The following is a 20,973-nucleotide window of genomic DNA, read 5'->3' as shown; positions in this document are numbered from 1 at the left end:
ACAACCATGGCGCGGATAGCCTTTCTGGATGACAGTTTTCCCTTTACGGGCGCAAGTTTGCGCGAAGGGCCTTTGGGCGGCATTCAAACGGCAACGGTGATGCTGGCCGAGACGCTGGCAGCGCGGGGGCACAGCGTGGCCGTCCATGGCATGGTCGCGGCAGATGAAAAGGTGAACGGCGTTCTCTATCGCCCGCTTTTCACGCCGTGGGGCGAACATTACGATCTGCTCATTGCTAACTGCGTAGCCAAATTGTTTGCCCATGCTCACGGCCATCATAAGGCTTTATGGATGCATGGGCCTGCGCGGTACATGCGCAAGCCACGTCATTTGCTGCCCTATATGCGCTTTCACCCCTCGCTGGTTTTTTTGGGCGCTTATCATCGCGCGACGTGGCCGCGCTGGATTCCCGCGTTTAATCCTGCGCTTATCCCCCATGGTGTGGGGGAGCCTTTTTCTTCCATGCCCGCGCTGACCGCGCCGCCTGTGCCGTCAGCGATTTTCCTGTCCAATCCGCGTCGCCACCTTGATTGGGTTTTGGACGTGTGGGCGCGGCTCATCCATCCCGTGATGCCGCATGCCAAACTCCACGTCTATGCGGGGCGCGGCAATTACGGCTCTCGCAAGGATGACAAGTTAGATAAAGCGTTGACCCATGCCGAAGGCTACGCGGCGGTGGGCGTTGTGTTGCACGATCCTTTGTCCAAGGGGGAATTGGCGGCGGCGATGCAAGGCAACCGCGTGATGCTCTATCGCGGGGATGAGGGCGAGACGTTTTGCTTTGCGGCGGCTGAAGCGCAAGCGGCGGGATTGCCGCTGGTGACCGCCGGTCTTGGATCGCTGGCTGAGCGCGTAATCGACGGACAAACGGGCTTTTTAAGGCAGAATCCTGAGGCTTTCGCGCAGGCCGCGTTGCGTCTTTTGCAAGAGGATGCTTTGTGGATGGCGCAACATGCCGCCGCGCAGGAAACACGCGCCGCGCTGTCGTGGGACACGGTGGCCGCCGCGTGGGAAGATCATTTTGGGCTGGAGCGTCCATGACTCTACGCCTCCTTCCTCCCTCCTTAGTGAATCGCATCGCAGCGGGCGAGGTGGTGGAGCGTCCCGCCGCCGCCGTCAAAGAGCTTGTCGAAAACGCGCTGGATGCTGGCGCGACCTCTATCGATATTACCTTGCGCGAAGGTGGGCAGGCGCTTATCCGCGTGGCGGATAATGGAAGCGGCATGACGCGAGAGGAACTCGCGCTGTGCATCGAGCGTCACGCGACGTCCAAGCTTCCCGATGAGGATTTGTGGAACATCCAAAGCTTTGGCTTTCGTGGTGAGGCGTTGCCTTCCATCGGCGCGGTGGCGCGGTTGACGATTGCCAGCCGCGCAAAAGGCGCGGACGAGGCGTGGCAAATTGTCGTGGAGGGCGGCGCGGTTTCGCCCGTTAAGCCCGCCGCTTTGCCCGAAGGCACGGTGGTCGAAGTGCGCGATCTTTTCTTTGCGACGCCTGCGCGGCTGAAGTTTTTGAAAGCGCCACGCACTGAGGCCGAGGCCGCGCGTGAGATGATCGAGAAAATCGCGATGGCGCATGAGGACGTCGCCATCACGCTGACCGAAGATGACCGCCGCCCTGTGCGCTATGGCGCCTCGCCCGCGCTACTCTCCGCGCCTGAAAAGCGGCGTGAGCGGCTGGCCGCTGTTTTGGGCGATGAGTTTATGGGCAATGCCGCGCCGCTGGATTATGAGCGCGAGGGCTTGCGTCTTTCGGGCTATGCGGGTTTGCCGACCGCACACCGCCCGACGACGCGCCATCAGTATTTGTTCGTTAATGGCCGCCCCGTGCGCGATAAGGTTTTGATGGGTGCGGTGCGCGGCGCGTATGGCGATTTGCTCCCTAGCGGGCGGCATCCGGCGGTTGTTTTGTTTTTGGATGTGCCTGCGCGTGAGGTGGACGTGAACGTGCATCCCACGAAGGCAGAAGTGCGCTTTCGCGATAGTGCCCGCGTGCGCGGCCTTATCGTCACGGCCATTCGTTATGCTCTGGACGGGGCGGCGCAGTTTACGACCAGCGCCCTCACGCCGACGGCCATGACGATGCTGCAGGCCGAGCCTGCGCCTTTGTTCTCACAGTCGCCGTCTTTCCGTGTGCCTTCGGCTCATGGCTTTACGGAAGGCATGCTGGATAATGCTATGCCGCCACAGGCTCGTACGGCACAAAGCGAAGCGTCCGCGCCTGTCCGCTCTTTCGGGCGTTTAGGCGCGGCGGTGGCACAGGTGCATGGCACGTTTATCATCGCGCAAACGGATGATGGCGTGATGGTCGTTGATCAACATGCGGCGCATGAGCGTATCGTCTATGAAAAGATGAAGGCCGTGCTGGCGGCTGGTGGCGTGAAAAGTCAGATTTTGCTGATCCCCGATGTGGTGGATCTCGGCGCGGGCGCGGCCTCACGGCTTTTGGCGGCGACGCAAGACTTGGCGCAGCTTGGCTTGGTGATTGAAGGCTTTGGCGACGGCGCGGTGCTGGTTCGCGAAACGCCTGTGCTGATCGGGCAGGTTTCCGTCAAGGACTTGCTGACCGATTTGGCAGAGGAGCTGGCGGAAAACGAAACCTCTCGCGCGTTGGAAAAACGGATCGAGGCGTTGTGCTCACGCATCGCGTGCCATGGCTCGGTGAGGGCAGGGCGGTCGCTGAACGCGGACGAGATGAACGCGCTGCTCCGCCAGATGGAAGAAACACCCAACACAGGCCAGTGCAACCATGGCCGCCCCACCTATGTGGAGCTAAAGCTCACCGACTTGCAGAAGTTGTTTGACCGGAAATAGGCGGGATGACGAGTGGGGGTGTTACGCCGTCCATTCCAAGAAATGTACTTCCGTATCGCCATAGGGGCGTGTGAGGTGGTGGGGGCAATTTTCCGGCAGCGCGAGCGCCTCGCCCCTCGCTGTTTCACACACCAAAAGCGCATGCGGCGCGATCCAGCCTTGCGCGGAAAGTTTTTGGATGGCCGCTTCGATCAGGCCCTTGCCATAGGGTGGATCCAAAAAAAGAAGGGAGGCTGGCTCACTGGCTAGCTGAGCGCGGCGCACGTCATGCGGGAAAAGGCTCGTGAGGCTTTGAATTTTCATCGCCGTAATATTGGCCGTCAGCGTGGCCAGCGCGGCGCGGTCTTTTTCGAAAAAGAGTGCCTTGGCTGCGCCTTGCGACAGCGCTTCGATCCCCAGCGCGCCCGTGCCTGCAAACGCATCCAAAACGACGCGGTTGTTCAGAACGCGGCCAAGGGATGCGCCCCAATCATGGTGCAAGAGAATGTTGAAGACGGCTTGCCGCACGTGGTCGCTGGTCGGCCTTGTGGTAAGGCCCTCTGGCGCTTTCAGTGTCCGTCCCCGCAATGTCCCGCCGGTTATACGCATCGGCTGTGCTCCTTATGGCTTGATAGGCCTCCCCCCTGCGGGGGAGGAAGAAAAAACCTGCGCTTGCGATAGCAAGGGCTTGGTTTTTTCAGGTGGGGGGTTACGTTTTACCAAAGCCTTTTATAACCCCCTTTCTGCGAAAACTAAGGACTTACTTGGTAAGTCCGAGTTTTCGCTTCCTTCCCCGCAAGGGGGAAGGTAAATCTGCGCAGCTGTCGGTGAAAAATGGAACCAACCCTTCAATTGCTAGGCTGCTTTTATTTCTTCTTCGCTTCGAAAAATTTGCCCAAAGACTCGCGCAGGACACGGGCGGGGACTTCCTCAATCGCGCCGCGCGACAGTTTACCCAGTTGAAAGGGTCCAAACGAAACGCGGATCAGGCGCGTGACTTGCAAATCGCAATGTTCCATCACCTTGCGAACCTCACGGTTCTTGCCTTCCTTAATCGTGACGGAAAGCCATTGGTTTGCGCCTTCGGATTGTTCGGCCTCAATCTCGGCTTTGATCGAGTCATAGCGTAGGCCGTCAATCGTCACGCCGTCCGCCAACGCCTTCAGTTTCTTGGCATCGGCTCCGCCATAGACCCGCACGCGATAGTGACGCAGCCACGCGTTTTGCGGAAGCTCAAGATGCCGTGCCAGCTCCCCATCGTTGGTGAGAAGGAGAAGGCCTTCGGTGTTATAATCCAGTCTGCCGACGCTGACGACGCGTGGCATTTCCGGCGGTAGCTTTTCAAAAACCGTTGCGCGGCCTTGCGGGTCTTTGTTGGTGGTCAGCGTGCCAGCGGGCTTGTGATAGCGCCAGACGCGCGTATCCTGCGCCGCGCCGACAAGAACGCCATCCAGCTTGATCACGTTGGCGTCCGTTACGTTCAGGGCGGGCGATGTTATCTTTTTCCCGTCCACGCTGATGCGGCCCTCTTCGATCATACGCTCAACCTCGCGGCGCGAGGCGACGCCCGCACGAGCCAGAACTTTAGCAATACGTTCGCCTTCAAAGGTTTTTCCCTCGGCGGCTTTTTCTTTTGTCGGTTTTGTACTATCTGTCATAATGGCAAGTGTACAAAACTAAAGAGTGTTTGCCCATGCCTGATTTTATGAAAATTGCTCTTGAGGAAGCCGTCGCCGCCGCCGCGCGGGGGGAGGTTCCCGTTGGCGCGGTCTTGGTTAATAGCAAGGGCGAGATTTTGGCCCAAAATGGCAATAGGGCAGAGGAATTAGAGGATCCCACGGCTCATGCGGAAATGCTGGTGATCCGCGCTGCCGCGAGCCTTAGCGCCTCGCCAAGGCTGCCGGAATGTGATCTGTATGTGACGTTAGAGCCTTGCGCCATGTGCGCGGCGGCGATCAGCTTTGCGCGGCTCCGGCGGGTCGTTTTCGGGGCCTATGACCCTAAGGGCGGCGGGATTGAGCATGGCGGGCGCTTTTTCGCCCAGCCCACCTGCCACCATGCCCCCGAAGTCATCGGCGGGGTCGAAGAAACCAAGGCTGCGGGGCTTTTAAAGGCTTTTTTCAAGCCAAAACGCACGTTTTAAGGCGTGCCAAGCGAAAAACCTTGTGATATCTTGTCCTTTCTAAACAGGGGGGTAAGATGATCGATTTTAGAAAACTGGACATGTGGAAATGGTTTGCTAAATATGGCGATCCGTACCCTCTCGTGCGCCCCTTTTTGTTTATGATGGATCCCGAAGACGCGCATAATCTGACCATGAAGGTTTTGGGCTATGGCCTTGGCCCGCAGTTCTTTGGCGAGGATGACGCGGTTCTTAAAACAAAGGTTTTTGGCGTCGATTTCCCCAACCCCATCTGCCTTGCGGCGGGCCTTGATAAGCAGGCAACGCGCATCGATGAGTTTATGGGCTTCGGTTTTGGCTCGGTTGAGATTGGAACCGTGACACCCAAGCCTCAAGGCGGCAACCCGCGCCCGCGCATGTTCCGCATCGCGCACGCCAAGTCCCTTATCAATCGCTTTGGTTTTAACAGCGTTGGCGCCGATGTGGTTGCCGAGCGCATGAAGGCATGGCGCGAGAAGGAAGACAGAACCCACAACCCCGTCGGCATTAACATCGGTAAAAACAAGGAAACGACGGACGATGTCGTCGATTATCTGGCGGGCCTTGAAAAAGTCGCGCCATACGCCGATTTTGTCGTCGTGAATATCTCCTCGCCCAACACACCGGGTCTTCGCGATCTGCAAAGCCGTGAGCGCATGACGGCGCTTTTGGGCAAGATTACGGACATGCGCGATAAGATTGCGCCCGCCTTGCCGGTTCTGGTCAAGGTCGCCCCCGATTTAACCGAGGAGCAGCAAGCCGATATCGCCGCCGTGGTGAATGAGGCGAAGATTCAGGCGCTGATCGTCAGCAACACGACGCTTGCGCGACCCAGCACGATTCCTGATGATATTGCCCATGAAGCGGGCGGCCTGTCGGGGCCGCCGCTCTTTGGCCCTTCGACACGGCTTTTGGCGGCCATGTACAAATTGACGAAAGGCAAAGTGCCACTGATCGGGTCGGGTGGCATTTCAAACGGCAAGGATGCGTATCTGAAAATACGGGCGGGTGCGTCGCTGGTGCAGGTTTACACCGCGCTGGTGTTCGAAGGGCCGCTTGTGATTCAGAAGATGAAGCATGATCTGGCGCGTTATCTGCGCCGCGATGGATTTGCCTCCGTTGCTGACGCTGTTGGCGCGGATCACCGGTAGAAACGTGGGATCAGGAAATCCCATCATCCCCGTACTCTCATCTCGTCATCCCGCACAGCACGAGGCTGTGCCGAGTGCGTGATGCGGGACCCAGAGGACTGGGGACGAAGCTGTGATTTTACGGAAGAGAAAAAGCTTTCAACCTGCCTACGCTGCTTCGCAGCTTCGGCAAGGCAGGCTGGGTCCCGCATCTTCGCCCCGCCGCCGCTTTGCGGCAGCAGGGCTGCGTGCGGGATGACGAAGGGAGGGGCTCCATAAACTCTAGCCTTAAGTCACTCTTCTAAGGCGCTTTGTTCCATGCCTCAATCGTCCAGCCTTCCGCCGTGGGGGCAAGGACGCAATAATGTCCTGTCTTGACTTTGGCCTCGGGCGAGGGCGGCTTGCCCGTGAGGGCTTGATACACAAAGCGCAGGATGCCGTTGCTGGTGACAAGGGCGCGGTTGTGCGTTTCGGGAGTCAGCAGGTTTTTATGCTGCTCTTCCAAAAGCGCCGCGATATTATGCTCCAGCTTTGCTTTGGATGGGGCCCAGTTCATCTCCTCTGGCCAGACGCCTTCTTGTTCCCATGCTTTTAAAATTTCTTCGCCATAGAGCGCCTTGATCTCGTCGTTTGACTTGTTTTCCCACAGGCCATAGTTGATTTCACAAAGGCGTTCATCGACAGTGAAAAGGCCTATCGTTTTTTCGGCGATAATTTCGGCCATACGCTTTGTACGCTTTAAAGGCCCCGCGATGATGGCGCTAAGCGGCACATAGTGCGTGGCGATCATGGATGCCAAAGCGTGGGCCTGCGCTTCGCCGGCTTCTGTAAGCGGCATATCGGTGGGGCCGCCAACCCATCGCGGAGTCTCGCCCGCCTTAAACGTGTTGCCATGGCGCATTAAAAGAAGCTGAGGCATAGGAAAGGTTCCTTAGTCGGAAAAAGGCTCGCCTTGCGCGGCGATAAGGGCTTCGGCGCGGACGATGTCCTCGGGGCTGTCGATCCCCGACATAAACTTGTCGCCGCCCGTCTGCACAGGAACGCAGCGGATGGTATAGCCGTTCTCAATCACGCGCAGTTGCTCCAAACCCTCAAGCGCCTCATAGCGGCCTTCGGGAAGGCCCGCGAAAAGGCCCAGCATCATCCGGCTATAGCCGTAAAGCCCTATATGTCGCCAAACGGGCGATAGAATCGAGGCTTCACGCAAGGCGACCTCTTTGCGAATAGCGGGCAGGATGTTTTTTGAAAACCAGTGGGCGCGGCCTGTCTTTTCGTCAAAGAGAGCCGTTGTGCCGGTAAAGGGCGTCGTCTTTTTCTCCTCGCGCAGTTGATCCAGCTGCGCCCACGTCATCTGCACGACGGGCGTGACAAGATCGCATGGCTGGCCAGAGAAGGAGCGGATCATGGCCGTCAGAAACGCGGGCGGCGTAAAGGGCGAGTCGCCTTGTAGATTGATGATAAAGTCGGCCTCGGATTTCATTTTGATAAAGGCTTCGCGGGCGCGGTCGGTTCCCGTGGCACAAGTGGCGGGTGTCATGACCCACGGCGCACCGATTTCCTCGGCATGGCGACCAATCCGCTCATCATCCGTGGCAACGACGAAGCTTGCTCGTGAAGGCTCCTCACGCACTGCCGCACGGGCGCAGCGCACAACGCGCGACAGAAGCGTCTGACCTGCGATCATGGCCAGCGGCTTGCCGGGCAAGCGCGTCGAGCCATAGCGGGCGGGAATGATGATCAGGGTGTTCATGATGTCTCCAACATCTCTTTTTCCAATTTTAGGATTGTTTCGACCAGCGCGTCAATGGAAAGGCGAGGTTTGACCCCCGTTTGGGTTAACAGGATATATTCGATGTTCATGGGGCGCGGCGAGGCGCGTTGGCTGCTGACGCGATAGCGCTTGTAGGGGCGCGTGAAGACCTGCACGTCGCCGCGCTCGACATTCGCGCGGATCATCTCGCGCAAGGGGATCATCCCGTCGGTGCTATAGCTTGTCGCGATCCATGGCGCTTGCAGCGTTTGAAGCAAAGTGTGATAGGCGGCGGTGGCCTCGCGCTTGTGGTTATAGGCGCTGCGGCGCTCTGTCCGCCAGTCGGTGCGAATAGCGGCCTTATCGCCCCGCGCCGTGATTTGTGGGGGCAGGGTGGGTTTGTCCCATAAGGCAACACTGTTCAAAACATGATAGTTCGAGCCATAGGGATGCTGATTATAGGGCGGATCAAGGTAAACGAACGCACGGTTCGGTGGTGCGTAGGCGTCCAGTGTTTCCGCCAGCGTCTGCGCGTCAAGGCGCAGCGCAAGGCTTTGATGGCCGTTATCGTGGAAGAGGGCAGGGCGTAGCGCCACATCGCCCATAATGCGGTAAAGTGCGGTTTTCGTCTGGCCGCCCCAGCCATTGTGAAAGCCTTTGAACACGCCGCTGGTATTGCTGTTGTAGCAGCACTGGTAAAGGAGGGGCGCAAGCAGCGCCGCACGTTGGCGCGGGTCCAGATCGCCTTTCTTTTCCCACACGTCGATTTGATGGCGGATCGCATCAATGCGAAGGCCGTTTTTACGCATGAAGAACAAGCGGTCTTTTTCACTGTCAAAGGACTCGTCATCGCGGGGGCATAAATGCTGCGTGACCCAATCTTCGCGGGGCGGCAGGGCGTTTAGTTCTTCCAAAACGCTTTCGTAAGAGCGCTTGCCAAAGAATACCGGCGGCGCGGACGTTTCAATCGCGCAGCGGTTTAGCTCTTGCGCATAAGGCTCCCAATCGTTCGCGATGGCGCGAAAGCCCAAGCTGCGGGCATAGCGGCTGACCACGCCCGTGCCCGCGAACAGATCGACAAAGTCGTGGGTGTCGGGGGTCGCACCAGCCGCCGTTATCGCCTCATGGATCAGACCCAGCAGCTTGCGCTTGTTCCCGATATAGGGGATCAACTGATGAAACAAATACTCATCAGTCGTGTTGGCGGAATGTTGCGCAGCTGCCCATTTCATAAAGAGGGTTTTACGCCCCTTTGGCGGTAAAGGCTATCCCTTTGCCAGAGGCGTTCGCCGTGACGTGGCTGCCTTCCTTGATCCGGCCCGCCAAAAACTCTTCGGCCAGCTTGTTTTGCAGCTCGCGCTGGATCACGCGCTTAAGGGGCCTTGCGCCATAGATGGGGTCATAGCCCGCGTCGGCCAGCCATCCCAACGCATCCGCGCCCACGGATAGCGTGATGCTATGCGCGGCCAAAAGCTTTTGCAAATGCGCGATCTGCACATCCACAATCGTCGTCATGTCCTTGCGGCTCAGGCGGCGGAAGAGCAGGATTTCATCAAGGCGGTTAAGGAACTCTGGCCGGAAATGATGCTTGACGCTTTCCATGACCTCGCTGCGTGTGGTGGGCGAAAGCTCATCGCCCGCATCAGCGGCGATGATGTCCGCGCCAAGGTTCGAGGTTAAAATGATCAGTGTGTTGCGGAAATCGATGGTGCGGCCTTGCCCGTCCGTCAGACGTCCATCATCCAGCACTTGCAGCAAGATGTTGAACACGTCGGGGTGCGCTTTTTCAACCTCGTCGAATAAGATGACTTGATAGGGACGGCGGCGAACGGCCTCGGTGAGCGCCCCACCTTCTTCATAACCAACGTAACCCGGAGGCGCGCCGATCAGCCGCGCCACGGCGTGCTTTTCCATGTATTCCGACATATCGATGCGTTGCATCGCCGTCTCATCATCGAACAAAAAGGCGGCCAGCGTTTTAGTCAGCTCGGTCTTGCCCACGCCCGTCGGCCCCAAGAACAAAAAGGAGCCCATAGGGCGATTGGGATCTTGCAGGCCTGCGCGTGCGCGGCGTACGGCGTTCGACACGGCCACGATGGCTTCGTCCTGACCGATCACGCGGCGGCGCAAATGACTTTCCATGGCCAGCAGTTTTTCGCGCTCGCCTTGCATCATGCGATCCACGGGAATGCCTGTCCAACGGCTCACGATGGCGGCGATATCTTCGTCCTTCACCACCTCATTGATCATCGCGCTTTCGTCTTGGTTTTGCGCGGTTTGAAGCTGTTTTTCAAGGTCGGGGATCACGCCATAGGTTAGCTCGCCCGCGCGGGTGTAATCGCCCTTGCGTTGCGCGGCCTCTAGTTCGGTGCGCAGGGCTTCGATACGCTCCTTAATTTTCTGGGCGCTGTTCAGCTGGCTTTTTTCGTTCTGCCAGCGTGTGGTCAGATTGCTCGACTCTTCCTCCAGTCCCACAAGCTCGCCTTCTAATTTGACAAGGCGAGCCGTGCTGGCGGCATCCGTTTCCTTTTTAAGCGCCGCTTGCTCAATCTTCAGCTGGATAATCCGGCGGTCGATCTCATCGATTTCCTCGGGTTTGCTATCCACTTCCATGCGCAGCCGCGCCGCCGCTTCATCAATCAGATCAATGGCTTTATCGGGCAGGAAGCGGTCGGTGATATAGCGGTTCGATAGCGTCGCGGCGGCGACAATCGCGCCGTCCGTTATTCGCACGCCGTGGTGAAGCTCATACTTTTCCTTGAGCCCGCGCAGGATAGAGATGGTGTCCTCCACGCTCGGCTGATTGACGAAAATGGGCTGGAAGCGTCGAGCGAGGGCGGCGTCCTTTTCAATGTCCTTGCGGTATTCGTCCAGCGTCGTCGCGCCGATGCAGTGAAGCTCGCCTCGCGCCAAAGCGGGCTTAAGCATGTTGGACGCGTCCATCGCGCCTTCCGTTTTGCCAGCGCCGACCAGAAGGTGAAGCTCATCGATAAAGATGATGACCTCGCCCGCCGCCGCCGTAATCTCGCTTAAAACCGCCTTCAGGCGCTCTTCAAACTCGCCGCGATACTTCGCGCCCGCGATCAGGGAACCAAGGTCGAGTGACAGAACGCGCTTGTTCTTCAGTCCCTCTGGCACGTCGCCCTTAAAGATGCGTTGCGCGAGACCTTCGATGATCGCGGTCTTGCCCACACCGGGCTCTCCAATCAGAACGGGGTTATTTTTCGTGCGCCTTGCCAAAACTTGCACGGCACGGCGGATTTCCTCATCGCGCCCGATGACGGGGTCAAGCTTGCCTTCCTTCGCAGCCTGCGTCAGATCGCGGGCGTATTTCTTCAGCGCATCGTAACCGGCTTCCGCGCCAGCACTGTCGGCAGTGCGACCCTTGCGAAGATCGTTGATGGCTTGGTTGAGCTTTTCGGGTGTGACTCCCGCCTCGGCCAAAATCTTTTGCGCGGCAGAGCCACTCGCCATAGCAAGCGCCTGCAACAGGCGCTCAGCCGTCACAAAGCTATCGCCCGCCTTGTGCGCTAATTCTTCGGCTGTCCCCAAAGCGCGGGCGAATTCGGCAGAGAGGTGAAGTTGATCCGCGTTGCCAGAGGCATAGACTTTGGGTAGGGAATCGAGCGCCGCAAGCGTCGCGTCCTTCACGCGTTTCGCGTCGCCGCCCGTGGCCTTGATCAGCGCGGCGGCCATGCCTTCCGTATCGTCCATCAGGACTTTAAGCATGTGTTCAGGCAAAAGGCGTTGATGCTGGCGTTTTAAGGCCTCCATCTGCGCGTTTTGCATAAAGCCCTGCGCCCGCTCGGTATATTTTGAAAGATCCATGCCGCGTCCTCCCTAATGCCTACACAGTATGTAGGGTGCGGCAGGGGAATTACAAGGGGGAAGGGGCGGGGCTTCGTTTAGAAGGTGTTTGTTGAAGGTCGAGGCCGATATCTTGGAAGGCAGCCGCCGCAGCTTTCGTTGTAATTTCTTGAAACGCTGAGGATTGCGTTTTTCTCTACTTTGCTCAAAGGGATTTTGTCGGCCATCTTGTCCTTTATGGATTGAGGCAGGACTTTATAGCGCTCCTCCCGCATGGCCAGAAGGCGCTCACGACATTCCGTTTTTACAGATTTCAGTGAGGCGTTGGTGTCGTTTGCCGCCGCCCTTATTTTTTGGATATTTTCCTGTATCGGCGCTCTTTCTTTAAAGAGAACCTGTTTTTTCTTCGTCATATAAAGGTCGGCCATGTACAAAGCCGTCGGAAAGAGAATGCCGAGGACGCCTAAAAGCGGCTTTTTAGAACCATAGGCATAAGAGGTTATAATGATTGATAGAGAGAGGGGGACAATGATGATGGGCTTATCGATGTTATTATCGATAAAATCGTATTTCTCTTCTTTTTTTGTGAGCTTGGCGGCGGCGGCCTCGCGCACGGCAAGCGCAGTTTGAAGGCGCGTCCTCTCTTTTGACATTTCTGCTGCTGCTCTGAAATCATAGCCCATGATGGATTTTCGATAGGGGGAGCCCGATGAACGTGTTTCATCTATTGTCATGACCATTATTCCCATTGCTTGAAATGATTGATATTGCTTGGCAATATAGGGGGAATTATATGTTTTAAGGGGGTGAAAGCAAATAAAATCTATCGCTTGGGTGCTGTTTTTTGACCGAAAACAAGCCGTTTGGATGCGAAGAAATTAAAGAACATACCCGCCGCCGTGCCGCCCAAAAGGCCCAAAACGGGATAGGCATAGACCAAGGGGATCAGGCTGACCATCAGCGTATAAGTGCCGCGATTGAACACGATGCCCACCGCGCAAACGGCGGCGAACTTTGCCCACTGCTGCGCCATGGGCTCATGCTCATGATCGCGGAAGGTGAAGAGGCGGTTGCCTATCCATGTCACCGTGACAGCAAAGGGAAAGGCAAAAAAGCCTGCGGCAATGCGCCCCAGCCCCAAAGCCCCAATCCCGATATATAAAAAGGCCGTATCAACGACAAAGCCGATCAGGCCAATAATCCCGAATTTCAGGAATTGGATGGTTGTGGGGTGGCGCGAAAGACGGGATAAAGAGCAGAAAAGTGACATAAGGAGAGCTTATGTCATCTTTCGGCCCACAAGAAAGGTCTTTTTCTCATTTTTTTGCGTTTTGGGTGTGGGGGAGGCTTGCGCGAGGCGCTTCATAATGCTAAATCGCCTGCTCTGATCCGCCGGACGCTCTTGTCGTCCTTCTGGCTGGGTCGGGCGCGTAGCTCAGCGGTAGAGCACTACCTTGACATGGTAGGGGTCACAGGTTCAATCCCTGTCGCGCCCACCATTAGATTTTCTTGGCGAGGCAAAGCCGAGCTTTAGAAAATCTTATGTCCGCCGAAGCTCCGAAGGAGCGTAGGGGGACTGGTGGCCATATAGGCTGTTTTTGGCTTCGCCAAAAGACCTTGCCTGTTTTTCTGCGCTTTTGGCTTCGCCAAAAGACCTTGCCTGTTTTTCTGCGCTTTTGGCTTCGCCAAAAGACCTTGCCTGTTTTTCTGCGCTTTTGGCTTCGCCAAAAGACGTGGGCGTGGCGTAGCTAAGCGAATCCCCCTTTACAACAATGCCCGTTCTGGTACGATATCTTTGTTCTGCCTTTCGGTAGAGTTTTTTGGCGGTTTGCCTATGTCCATTGCGTACAAAACAAATGCCCGTTGGTTTTGCGTCCCGTTTTCGCGCCAGAGAAGCCATGTCACCAGTGATGGCGACGACGGCCCCGACGATGGGAGCAGCCATGTCCATCCTGAGCATGGCTTTCATCTGGATCTGCATAGTCGTGGCCCAGAGGGTCTTCATTTATAAGTTAAATCGTCGCGTGATTTAAACAGCGACAGGATATCATGAGCAAAACATCCTCTTCTCTTTTTATCCTTTTGCGCTTGGTTTTTATCGGTGTGTGCCTGTATGCCGCGCACCAATTATTGAGCGATGTTCAGCCGCGCGACATTTGGGACTACGTCCTGTCTTTGCCCGCGTGGAAACTTGGCACGGCGCTGCTGTGCGTTGCGTGCAGTTATGCTGCGCTGGTGTTTTATGACGTTCTAGGTTGCCGCTATGCGCAGGCGAACGTCCCCTTTCTTTCCATTGCCGCGACGGCAGCGTTGGCCAACGCCATCAGCAACGCTGTTGGGTTTGCCCTTTTAAGTGGCGGCGCGGTCAGGCTGCGTTGTTATAAGGCGCTTGGTGTGTCGGGTCAGGCCGTGGTGAAAATCAGCCTGTTTTGCACGGCGACGTTTTTGTTGGGGCTTACGCTCGCGGCCTCACTGGGGCTTATTTTCGATACGCGGCTGTTTGTTGACTGGCTGGGAATTGGCGAGGCCGAAACGCGATGGATTGGGGCTTGTCTGCTGTTGATTTGTCTTGCTTTGCCAAGTTTTGTTCATAAAAGGCGGCTTGTTCAGTGGGGCGAGGGGAAAATAGCCCTGCCTTCATCGTCCATTGTGTGGGCGCAATATGCCGTGGGTCTTGTGGATATTTTGGCAACGGGCGCTGTGGCGTATCTCTTACTTCCTGCCGATCATGCCTTTGGGTTTCTGGCCTTTATCAGCCTTTTTAGCGCGGCGTTGTGGTTGGGGCTTATTAGTCATGTGCCCGGAGGTCTAGGCGTTTTCGAAGCCGTGATGCTGGGCGGACTAGGTAATCAAATGCCGACAGGAAGCCTGCTTGGCGCGCTTTTGCTCTATCGCGTCTTGTACTATGTGCTTCCTTTTGTGGTGGCCTCTGCTGTTGTCGTGATGGTCGAGGGTAAAGCGGTGGTGCGGCATGTTGCTGATAATGTCAGCTTGCCCGCCCGCGTCATTATGTGGATGACAAAAACCTTTTTGCCGACCTTACTGGCCGTTCTCGTCGCCTTTTCCGGTGTTGTCCTTTTGATTTCTGGAACAACGCCAGCGGCGGATGGCCGCATCGAATGGTTGGTTCATTACTTTCCGATGGGGCTAATCGAAGGCTCGCATCTTATGGGCTCAGTCGTTGGCTTCGCGATGCTTTTTGTCGCGCATGGCATCTATAATCGGTATGACAGCGCCTATCCCACCGCGCTCTTGCTGTTGGCGAGCGGACTGTTCTTTTCGTTGACCAAAGGCTTTGACTACGAAGAGGCCGCGTTTATGGCGGTTATCTTTTGCCTTGTGGCTCTTTCACGCCGCGCGTTTTATCGGCCTAGCAAGATTTCCATGATGGAGCTTAGTCTTGGCTGGTGGCTCTTTATCGCGGTAACGCTGGCGATCATCGTCTGGCTTTTGTTCTTTGCCTATAAGCAAGTCGATTACGACGAATACCTCTGGTGGAAAATCACCTTGGGGCTTGAGGGCGATGCCTCGCGCTCGCTTCGCAGCACGCTTGTGGTTGTGGCCGTGGCCTTTGCGGTTGGCGTGCATCAGTTCTTCCGCCCGTCTCGCCCTCTTGCTCCGCCCCCTAGCGCTGAGGAGATGGAAATTGTGCGCCGTCTTGCCCGTCAGGCTTCAACCACGAACGCTTTTTTGGCGCTGACGGGGGATAAGCACTTTCTGTTTTCGCCCCATCATGACGCCTTTATTATGTTCGGGCAAACGCATCGTAGTCTGATCGCCATGGGGGATCCCATCGGTAATCCGACAAGTTTTCCGGCGCTGATTTGGCGTCTGCGCGAGTTGGCCGACCGGCACCAACGCAGGCTGGCTTTTTATCAGGTTGGGACGAAGCATCTCACCCATTATATTGACAGCGGCATGCAGTTTGCGCGGCTGGGCGAGGAAGCGCGCCTCGACCTTAAAGATTTTACGCTGGAGGGTGGGCGTTATAAGCAGATTCGCCAGAACCTAACACGGGGCGAGCACCAGAACCTGACGTTTGAGATTGTACCTATGGAGGGCGTCGCGCAGATTGAGCCAGCGTTGCACGCGATTTCCGATCAATGGCTGACCGAAAAGAAAACACGTGAGAAAACTTTTTCGCTGGGTGCTTATCGTGCGTCTTATATCGAGCAGTTTCCCGTTGCCGTAGTGCGCTACCAAGGGCGCATCGTGGCGTTTGCCAATGTTTGGGCTTTGGATGAAAAGCAAGAGTTGAGCGTTGATTTGATGCGTCACGCCGTTGACGCGCCGCAAGGAACGATGGATTTTCTGTTTGGGAGCATGCTGGTTTGGGGTAAGGAACAAGGCTATGCCTATTTTAACCTTGGCATGGCCCCCATGGTCGGGTTTTTATCGCACCGCCTTGCGCCGCTCTGGACAAGGTGGGGTGCTTTTATTTATACCCATGGCGAAAGTTTCTATAACTTTAAAGGGCTCTATTCCTTTAAGAACAAGTATCATCCGGTCTGGCGGCCACGGTATTTGGCGTTTGCAGGCGGATCGGTTCTCTCGCTCCTTCTTGAAGTGGCCATCTTGATCGCGGGCGGTATCAAAGGGTTATTTAGAAAATGAGAAAATCTCTTTTTTTGCTTTTCCTTCTTTGGGCGAGTCCCGCATGGGCGTCAATTCCTACGCCTGTGACAATCCCCTATTTTGGGTCTAGCTGGTTTTATAAGCCTGACGAAGGCCCATCGATTGGGTTTGTTGCCGTGCTGTCTCCTTCAACAGGTTGGGACGAACAAACCGCGCATACGGCACGGCATCTGGCGCACGAGGGCTATGCCGTCTTGGGACTGGACGCCAAAGTCTTTGAAGCCAGCACGAAGGGATCCGATGCGGAATGCGTTTATCCTTCCGGCTTGATTGAGGAAGCTGCACAGGATCTTCAAAAAACGCCCGATCATCCGATGTATCACCGTCCTCTTATCGTTGGTCTTGGCGATAGCGGTATTTTGGCGGCGACCACCATGCTGCAAGCGCTTCCCGGAACGTATAAGGGGGCGCTAGCGCCTCAGTTCTGCGCTGCCTCCGCTGTTTCCAAACTGCTGTGTCTGGGCTCTCGCATGGTTCGTCAAGATAAAGCCTATCGCTTGGCGAAAAGCGGTGTCGTCAAGGCGGATGAGGGGTTGTTTCTGGCTGCGCAGGAAGGGTGCGGGGTGGATTCCTCGACGTGGCCTGTTCAGGCCTCTGACGACGCGCGTTCTTTTATCGATGACGGCTTGAAAAAGCTTCAGGCCAAAAAACAGGCAGAGGCCATTGACGCCTTAAAAGACTTGCCGCTTGAGTATCTTCCTGCCGAGGATAATGACTGGCTTGTTATCCTGATTTCTGGTGATGGCGGTTGGCGCGACATTGATCGCCAGATCGGCGAGAAAATGCAAAAGGCTGGTTATGCTGTCATCGGGATTGATAGCCTGCGCTATTTCTGGAACGAAAAAACGCCTGCTGAAACGGCGGCCATGCTGGATCGCGTTGTGGCAGAGGCGCAGCAAGCGTGGAACAAGCGGCGCGTTGCGCTGATCGGCTATTCCTTTGGCGCTGACTTGTTGCCTTTTGCGATTACACAGATGAAAACGGCCAGCCACGTTTCGTTCATGGGGCTGCTCGGCTTCACGCGCTATGCGTTGTTTGAAATTACGGCGGGCAGTTTTGTGGGCATCGGCGACACCCGTTACGACAACAAGGAACAGATCAAGAAAATCCCCCCCTCGATTAAAACCCTTTGCGTTTATGGGCAGAGCGAAAACGCCGATGATGATGATTCCGAGAGCCTGTGTCCCGCTCTTCACCAGCCACAGGTCGAGACGCTGGGACTATCCGGTGGTCATCACTTTGACGGCGATTATCAAGGCCTGACGCAGCAGCTGATCGACCGGATCAAACAACGTCCTTAGCCGCTTTTTTTAACGTGCCACGTCCACGAAGGCGCGTAGAGCATCCCCCATGCGCGTTTGCCATCCCGCACCTTTGGCCTTGAAGAATTCCAGCACGTCGTTATCGACCCGAATGCTGATGGGCGTTTTGTTGGACGAGGGCGGGCGTCCTCGCCCGCGCTTTAGCGTTCCTGCCTTATGAGCCGCGACCAACTCAGGATCGACTTCGCGGGCCGGACGAAGCCTTCTCAACTCGGTCTTTGTCAAAGGGGCATCGTCGTCATAAGTCTTATAGCTAGTGGATTTCGTCATAGGCCTTCTCCTCAGGTTTGTTGGATCGACGAAGGCTAATAATCCGGCGGCGCTCTTCGCGATGGGTATAAATGATCGTATAAATTTTCCCATAGAGAATGCCGATTGCCGCAAAGCGCGGCTCTCCATCCGCATGCCTTGTGCGATCCGTTATAAGCGCATGCGCCCAATCGAAGTCAAAGACAGCATCAAAGCTGATCTTGTGACGTCCGATGTTCGCCGCGTTCTTATTCTCGTTCCACTCAAATTCCATGAATTGTAGTATATACAATAAATAGCGCCCCGTCAAGTGCTAATCGGGCTTGCCAACGGCCCCTGCAATATGTTGATAATAAAAGCATGAGCAACCTAGCAACCACAGCGGCGCAAGAGCCGCTTTCCTTTACCCTGCCTGACGGTAGCGTAAAGTCACTTCCCTCCCCCGTTACTGGGCTGGAGCTGGCGACGAGCATCGGCGCCGGTCTGGCCAAGGCGGCGCTTGCCGTTAAACTGAACGGCACGACGCTGGATTTGGCGCGAACGCTTGAGACAAGCGGCAAGGTTGAGATTATCACGCGCAAATCGCCCGAGGCGCTTGAGCTGATCCGCCACGATACCTCTCATGTGATGGCTGAAGCGGTGCAGGAGCTTTTTCCCGGCACGCAAGTGACCATCGGGCCGTCGATTGAGAACGGCTTTTACTATGACTTTGCGCGCGATGAGCCGTTCTCGACCGAGGATTTCCCGAAGATCGAAGAAAAAATGCGCGAGATTATGAAGCGCAATGCGCCGCTTGAACGCAAGGTGATGAGCCGCGCGGACGCTATCGCGCATTTCGAAGCGAAGGGCGAAAAGTACAAGGTTGAGTTGATCCGCGACCTTCCTGAAGACCAAACCATCACGCTTTATACGCAAGGCGCGTGGGGCGATCTGTGCCGTGGGCCTCACTTGCCTTCGACGGGCACGATTGGCACGGCGTTTAAGCTGACGAAGCTCGCGGGCGCGTACTGGCGCGGCGACAGCAAGAACGCGGTTTTGCAGCGCATCTATGGCACGGCGTGGCGCGATGATAAGGAGCTGGAAGCCTATCTGATGATGATCGAGGAAGCCGAAAAGCGCGATCATCGCAAACTGGGGCGTGAGCTTGACCTCTATCACTTCCAAGACGAAGCGCCCGGCTCGGTCTTCTGGCATCAAAAGGGCTGGGCGGTTTATCGCTGCCTAGAGGCCTATATGCGCCGCCGTCAGGATGCGACGGGCTATATTGAGGTCAAGACGCCACAGCTTTACGATAGCTCACTGTTTAAGGCATCGGGCCATTGGGATATGTATGGCGACAAGATGTTCAAGGTGCAGATTGCCAAGTCGGATGAGGAAGGCTCTCGCGATGAGGTTCTGGGGCTTAAGCCGATGAACTGTCCGGGCCACGCTCAAATCTTTAAGCAGGGGATCAAGAGTTATCGCGATCTGCCCATTCGTATGGCCGAGTTTGGAAACTGCCATCGCAACGAAGCGCATGGCGCGATGCACGGCCTTTTGCGTGTGCGCCAGATGACGCAGGATGACGGCCATATTTTCTGCACCGAGGCGCAGATTATGGGCGAGAGCCTTCAGTTTTGTAAGCTGGTGGAGGAAACCTATACGGATATGGGCTTCACGATCCATCGCGTTCGCCTTGCCACGCGCCCTGATGTGCGCGGCGGCTCGGACGAGGTGTGGGACAAAGCCGAAGGCGCGATGCACGCAGCGCTGAAAGGCGCAGGGCTTGAATACGATTTGAATGAAGGCGACGGCGCGTTCTATGGCCCGAAGATTGAGTTTTATCTTCGCGACGCCATCGGGCGCGAATGGCAATGCGGCACGCTGCAATGCGACTTCGTTTTGCCAGAGCGTCTCGACATCGCCTATGTTGCGGAAGATGGTCAAAAGCATCGTCCCGTCATGCTGCACCGTGCAACGTTGGGCACGTTCCATCGCTTTATGGGCGTGCTGGTCGAACACTATGCAGGCAAGTTCCCGTTCTGGATGGCGCCTGTCCAAGTCGTCATCTGCACGATCACGAATGATGCCTATGCCTATGCGGAGGAGGTTTATAAAAAACTCCTTGATGCAGGGCTGCGCGTTCAGATCGATCTGCGCTCTGAGAAGATCAATTCTAAGATCCGCGACCATTCTTTGCAGAAAATCCCTGCGATTCTGGTGGTTGGCAAGAAGGAAGCGGAGGGCCAAAGCGTGGCTATTCGCCGTCTGGATGGGCCAGCGCAGGAGGTCGTGGGGCTGATTGAGGCCACCCAAAGACTGGTCAAAGAAGCCACACCGCCCGATTTATTGCGCAAATAACGGGTTTGGGGTCGATTTTAAAGGAAAGGGGGCTTGCCAGCCCCCTTTTTTTTGACCATCATGCGCCGCCTAAGGCATGGTTTATTATGCATCAACAAAAGAGGAGATACGTCCATCGCTCGTCCACCTTTATCCGGATCACGCCCCGAAGGGCCCGTCCGGCGCGACAAAGAAGAAGGCCCCCGCGTTAATGGAGCCATTATTGCCAAACAAATTCGTGTCATCGATAGCGACGGAGAAATGCTCGGTCTTATGAGCGTGCGTGATGCTATGGCCAAAGCGGAAGAGACAGGATTGGATCTTGTCGAGATTTCGCCCGGAGCCGAGCCGCCCGTCTGTAAAATCCTCGATTACGGTAAATATCGTTTCGAACTGCAGAAGAAAGCCGCCGAAGCCCGCAAAAAGCAAAAGGTCGTTGAGCTGAAAGAAATCAAGCTCCGTCCGGGGATCGACGATCATGACTTCAACATCAAAATGAAAAACTCGCGCACCTTTTTGGAAGAGGGCGACAAGGTCAAGATCACCTTGCGTTTTCGTGGCCGCGAGATGGCTCACCAAGACATCGCGCAGGCTTTGCTTAAGCGCGTGCGTGAGCTTTTGGACGATGTGGGTAAGGTCGTGTCCGAACCCAGCTTCGAAGGCCGTCAGATTGTGATGATCATCGCGCCGAAGTAAGTGTTCAGAGATTAGCGTTTAGGAAGGAAGCCGCGCAAGCGGCTTCCTTTTTTTATGCCCCCATCCGCACCTTCACCGCGCCAGCGTGGGCGGTGAGGCCTTCGGCGGTGGC

General features: G+C 56.3%; 19 protein-coding genes and 1 tRNA gene. 9 read left to right on the top strand and 11 right to left on the bottom strand.

From position 1 onward, the window contains the following. Nucleotides 1-6: 6 nt before the first annotated feature. Together WC612_08130 and mutL are read left to right on the top strand one after the other, a co-directional pair. A complete protein-coding gene (locus tag WC612_08130) occupies nucleotides 7-1,041 on the top strand; it encodes a glycosyltransferase (protein ID MFA6280733.1) in 1,035 nt (344 codons plus the stop codon). Further along, nucleotides 1,038-2,813: a DNA mismatch repair endonuclease MutL gene (mutL, locus tag WC612_08125; protein ID MFA6280732.1), complete on the top strand. Its 1,776-nt coding sequence runs from the start codon at nucleotides 1,038-1,040 to the stop codon at nucleotides 2,811-2,813. The genes WC612_08130 and mutL overlap by 4 nt, the downstream gene beginning before the upstream one ends. A 21-nt stretch (nucleotides 2,814-2,834) precedes the next feature. On the opposite strand, the gene rsmD is transcribed toward mutL, so the two are convergent. Together rsmD and WC612_08115 are read right to left on the bottom strand one after the other, a co-directional pair. After that, a complete protein-coding gene (gene rsmD, locus WC612_08120; GenBank protein MFA6280731.1) occupies nucleotides 2,835-3,401 on the bottom strand; it encodes a 16S rRNA (guanine(966)-N(2))-methyltransferase RsmD in 567 nt (188 codons plus the stop codon). 257 nt (nucleotides 3,402-3,658) lie between these two features. Continuing rightward, the gene (locus tag WC612_08115; protein ID MFA6280730.1) at nucleotides 3,659-4,450 is read right to left on the bottom strand and encodes a pseudouridine synthase; all 792 of its coding nucleotides are present in this window, start codon (nucleotides 4,448-4,450) and stop codon (nucleotides 3,659-3,661) included. Between the two features lie 35 nt (nucleotides 4,451-4,485). On the opposite strand from WC612_08115, the gene WC612_08110 reads away from it, so the two are divergent. After that, on the top strand, nucleotides 4,486-4,935 hold the full coding sequence (locus WC612_08110; protein ID MFA6280729.1) for a nucleoside deaminase: 450 nt from the start codon (nucleotides 4,486-4,488) through the stop codon (nucleotides 4,933-4,935). Between the two features lie 56 nt (nucleotides 4,936-4,991). Beyond that, nucleotides 4,992-6,104 (top strand): quinone-dependent dihydroorotate dehydrogenase, encoded by a 1,113-nt coding sequence (locus tag WC612_08105; protein ID MFA6280728.1) that lies wholly within the window; start codon nucleotides 4,992-4,994, stop codon nucleotides 6,102-6,104. 280 nt (nucleotides 6,105-6,384) lie between these two features. Here WC612_08105 and WC612_08100 read toward each other — a convergent pair whose 3' ends face one another. The 6 genes from WC612_08100 to WC612_08075 form a co-directional block, all read right to left on the bottom strand. Continuing rightward, nucleotides 6,385-7,002 (bottom strand): histidine phosphatase family protein, encoded by a 618-nt coding sequence (locus tag WC612_08100; GenBank protein MFA6280727.1) that lies wholly within the window; start codon nucleotides 7,000-7,002, stop codon nucleotides 6,385-6,387. Nucleotides 7,003-7,014: 12 nt separating this feature from the next. Then, nucleotides 7,015-7,833 (bottom strand): manno-octulosonate cytidylyltransferase, encoded by an 819-nt coding sequence (locus tag WC612_08095; protein MFA6280726.1) that lies wholly within the window; start codon nucleotides 7,831-7,833, stop codon nucleotides 7,015-7,017. Next, nucleotides 7,830-9,065, bottom strand: a complete 1,236-nt coding sequence (locus WC612_08090; protein ID MFA6280725.1) for a DNA adenine methylase — start codon at nucleotides 9,063-9,065, stop codon at nucleotides 7,830-7,832. The genes WC612_08095 and WC612_08090 overlap by 4 nt, the downstream gene beginning before the upstream one ends. A 10-nt stretch (nucleotides 9,066-9,075) precedes the next feature. Then, nucleotides 9,076-11,661, bottom strand: coding sequence for an ATP-dependent chaperone ClpB (clpB, locus tag WC612_08085; protein ID MFA6280724.1), 2,586 nt, complete (start codon nucleotides 11,659-11,661; stop codon nucleotides 9,076-9,078). A 77-nt stretch (nucleotides 11,662-11,738) separates the two neighbouring features. Further along, nucleotides 11,739-12,374, bottom strand: a complete 636-nt coding sequence (locus WC612_08080) for a hypothetical protein (protein ID MFA6280723.1) — start codon at nucleotides 12,372-12,374, stop codon at nucleotides 11,739-11,741. Nucleotides 12,375-12,463: 89 nt separating this feature from the next. Beyond that, nucleotides 12,464-12,910, bottom strand: a complete 447-nt coding sequence (locus tag WC612_08075) for a GtrA family protein (protein MFA6280722.1) — start codon at nucleotides 12,908-12,910, stop codon at nucleotides 12,464-12,466. Nucleotides 12,911-13,064: 154 nt separating this feature from the next. Here WC612_08075 and WC612_08070 point away from each other — a divergent pair. Beyond that, nucleotides 13,065-13,139, top strand: a tRNA-Val gene (locus tag WC612_08070). Between the two features lie 41 nt (nucleotides 13,140-13,180). Here WC612_08070 and WC612_08065 read toward each other — a convergent pair. Then, nucleotides 13,181-13,645, bottom strand: a complete 465-nt coding sequence (locus tag WC612_08065) for a hypothetical protein (GenBank protein ID MFA6280721.1) — start codon at nucleotides 13,643-13,645, stop codon at nucleotides 13,181-13,183. A 44-nt stretch (nucleotides 13,646-13,689) separates the two neighbouring features. On the opposite strand from WC612_08065, the gene mprF reads away from it, so the two are divergent. Both mprF and WC612_08055 read left to right on the top strand, forming a co-directional pair. Beyond that, the gene (gene mprF / locus WC612_08060; GenBank protein MFA6280720.1) at nucleotides 13,690-16,254 is read left to right on the top strand and encodes a bifunctional lysylphosphatidylglycerol flippase/synthetase MprF; all 2,565 of its coding nucleotides are present in this window, start codon (nucleotides 13,690-13,692) and stop codon (nucleotides 16,252-16,254) included. Then, complete coding sequence (locus tag WC612_08055; protein ID MFA6280719.1) at nucleotides 16,251-17,576, top strand: alpha/beta fold hydrolase; 1,326 nt, start codon at nucleotides 16,251-16,253, stop codon at nucleotides 17,574-17,576. The genes mprF and WC612_08055 overlap by 4 nt, the downstream gene beginning before the upstream one ends. 9 nt (nucleotides 17,577-17,585) lie before the next feature. Here the strand turns inward: WC612_08055 and WC612_08050 are convergent, their stop codons facing one another. Further along, entirely contained in the window at nucleotides 17,586-17,867 is a 282-nt protein-coding gene (locus WC612_08050; GenBank protein MFA6280718.1) for a BrnA antitoxin family protein, read from the bottom strand. Beyond that, the gene (locus tag WC612_08045) at nucleotides 17,851-18,120 is read right to left on the bottom strand and encodes a BrnT family toxin (protein ID MFA6280717.1); all 270 of its coding nucleotides are present in this window, start codon (nucleotides 18,118-18,120) and stop codon (nucleotides 17,851-17,853) included. Before WC612_08045 ends, WC612_08050 begins: the two co-directional genes overlap by 17 nt. An 86-nt stretch (nucleotides 18,121-18,206) precedes the next feature. On the opposite strand from WC612_08045, the gene thrS reads away from it, so the two are divergent. Together thrS and infC are read left to right on the top strand one after the other, a co-directional pair. Beyond that, nucleotides 18,207-20,186, top strand: a complete 1,980-nt coding sequence (thrS, locus tag WC612_08040) for a threonine--tRNA ligase (protein MFA6280716.1) — start codon at nucleotides 18,207-18,209, stop codon at nucleotides 20,184-20,186. Nucleotides 20,187-20,219: 33 nt separating this feature from the next. Further along, on the top strand, nucleotides 20,220-20,861 hold the full coding sequence (gene infC, locus WC612_08035) for a translation initiation factor IF-3 (GenBank protein MFA6280715.1): 642 nt from the start codon (nucleotides 20,220-20,222) through the stop codon (nucleotides 20,859-20,861). The last annotated feature ends 112 nt before the right edge of the window (nucleotides 20,862-20,973 follow it).

This window comes from Bdellovibrionales bacterium (assembly GCA_041662785.1).
Lineage (GTDB): Bacteria > Pseudomonadota > Alphaproteobacteria > UBA9219 > UBA9219 > UBA8914.
This window is presented reverse-complemented; position numbering and strand designations above follow the sequence as displayed.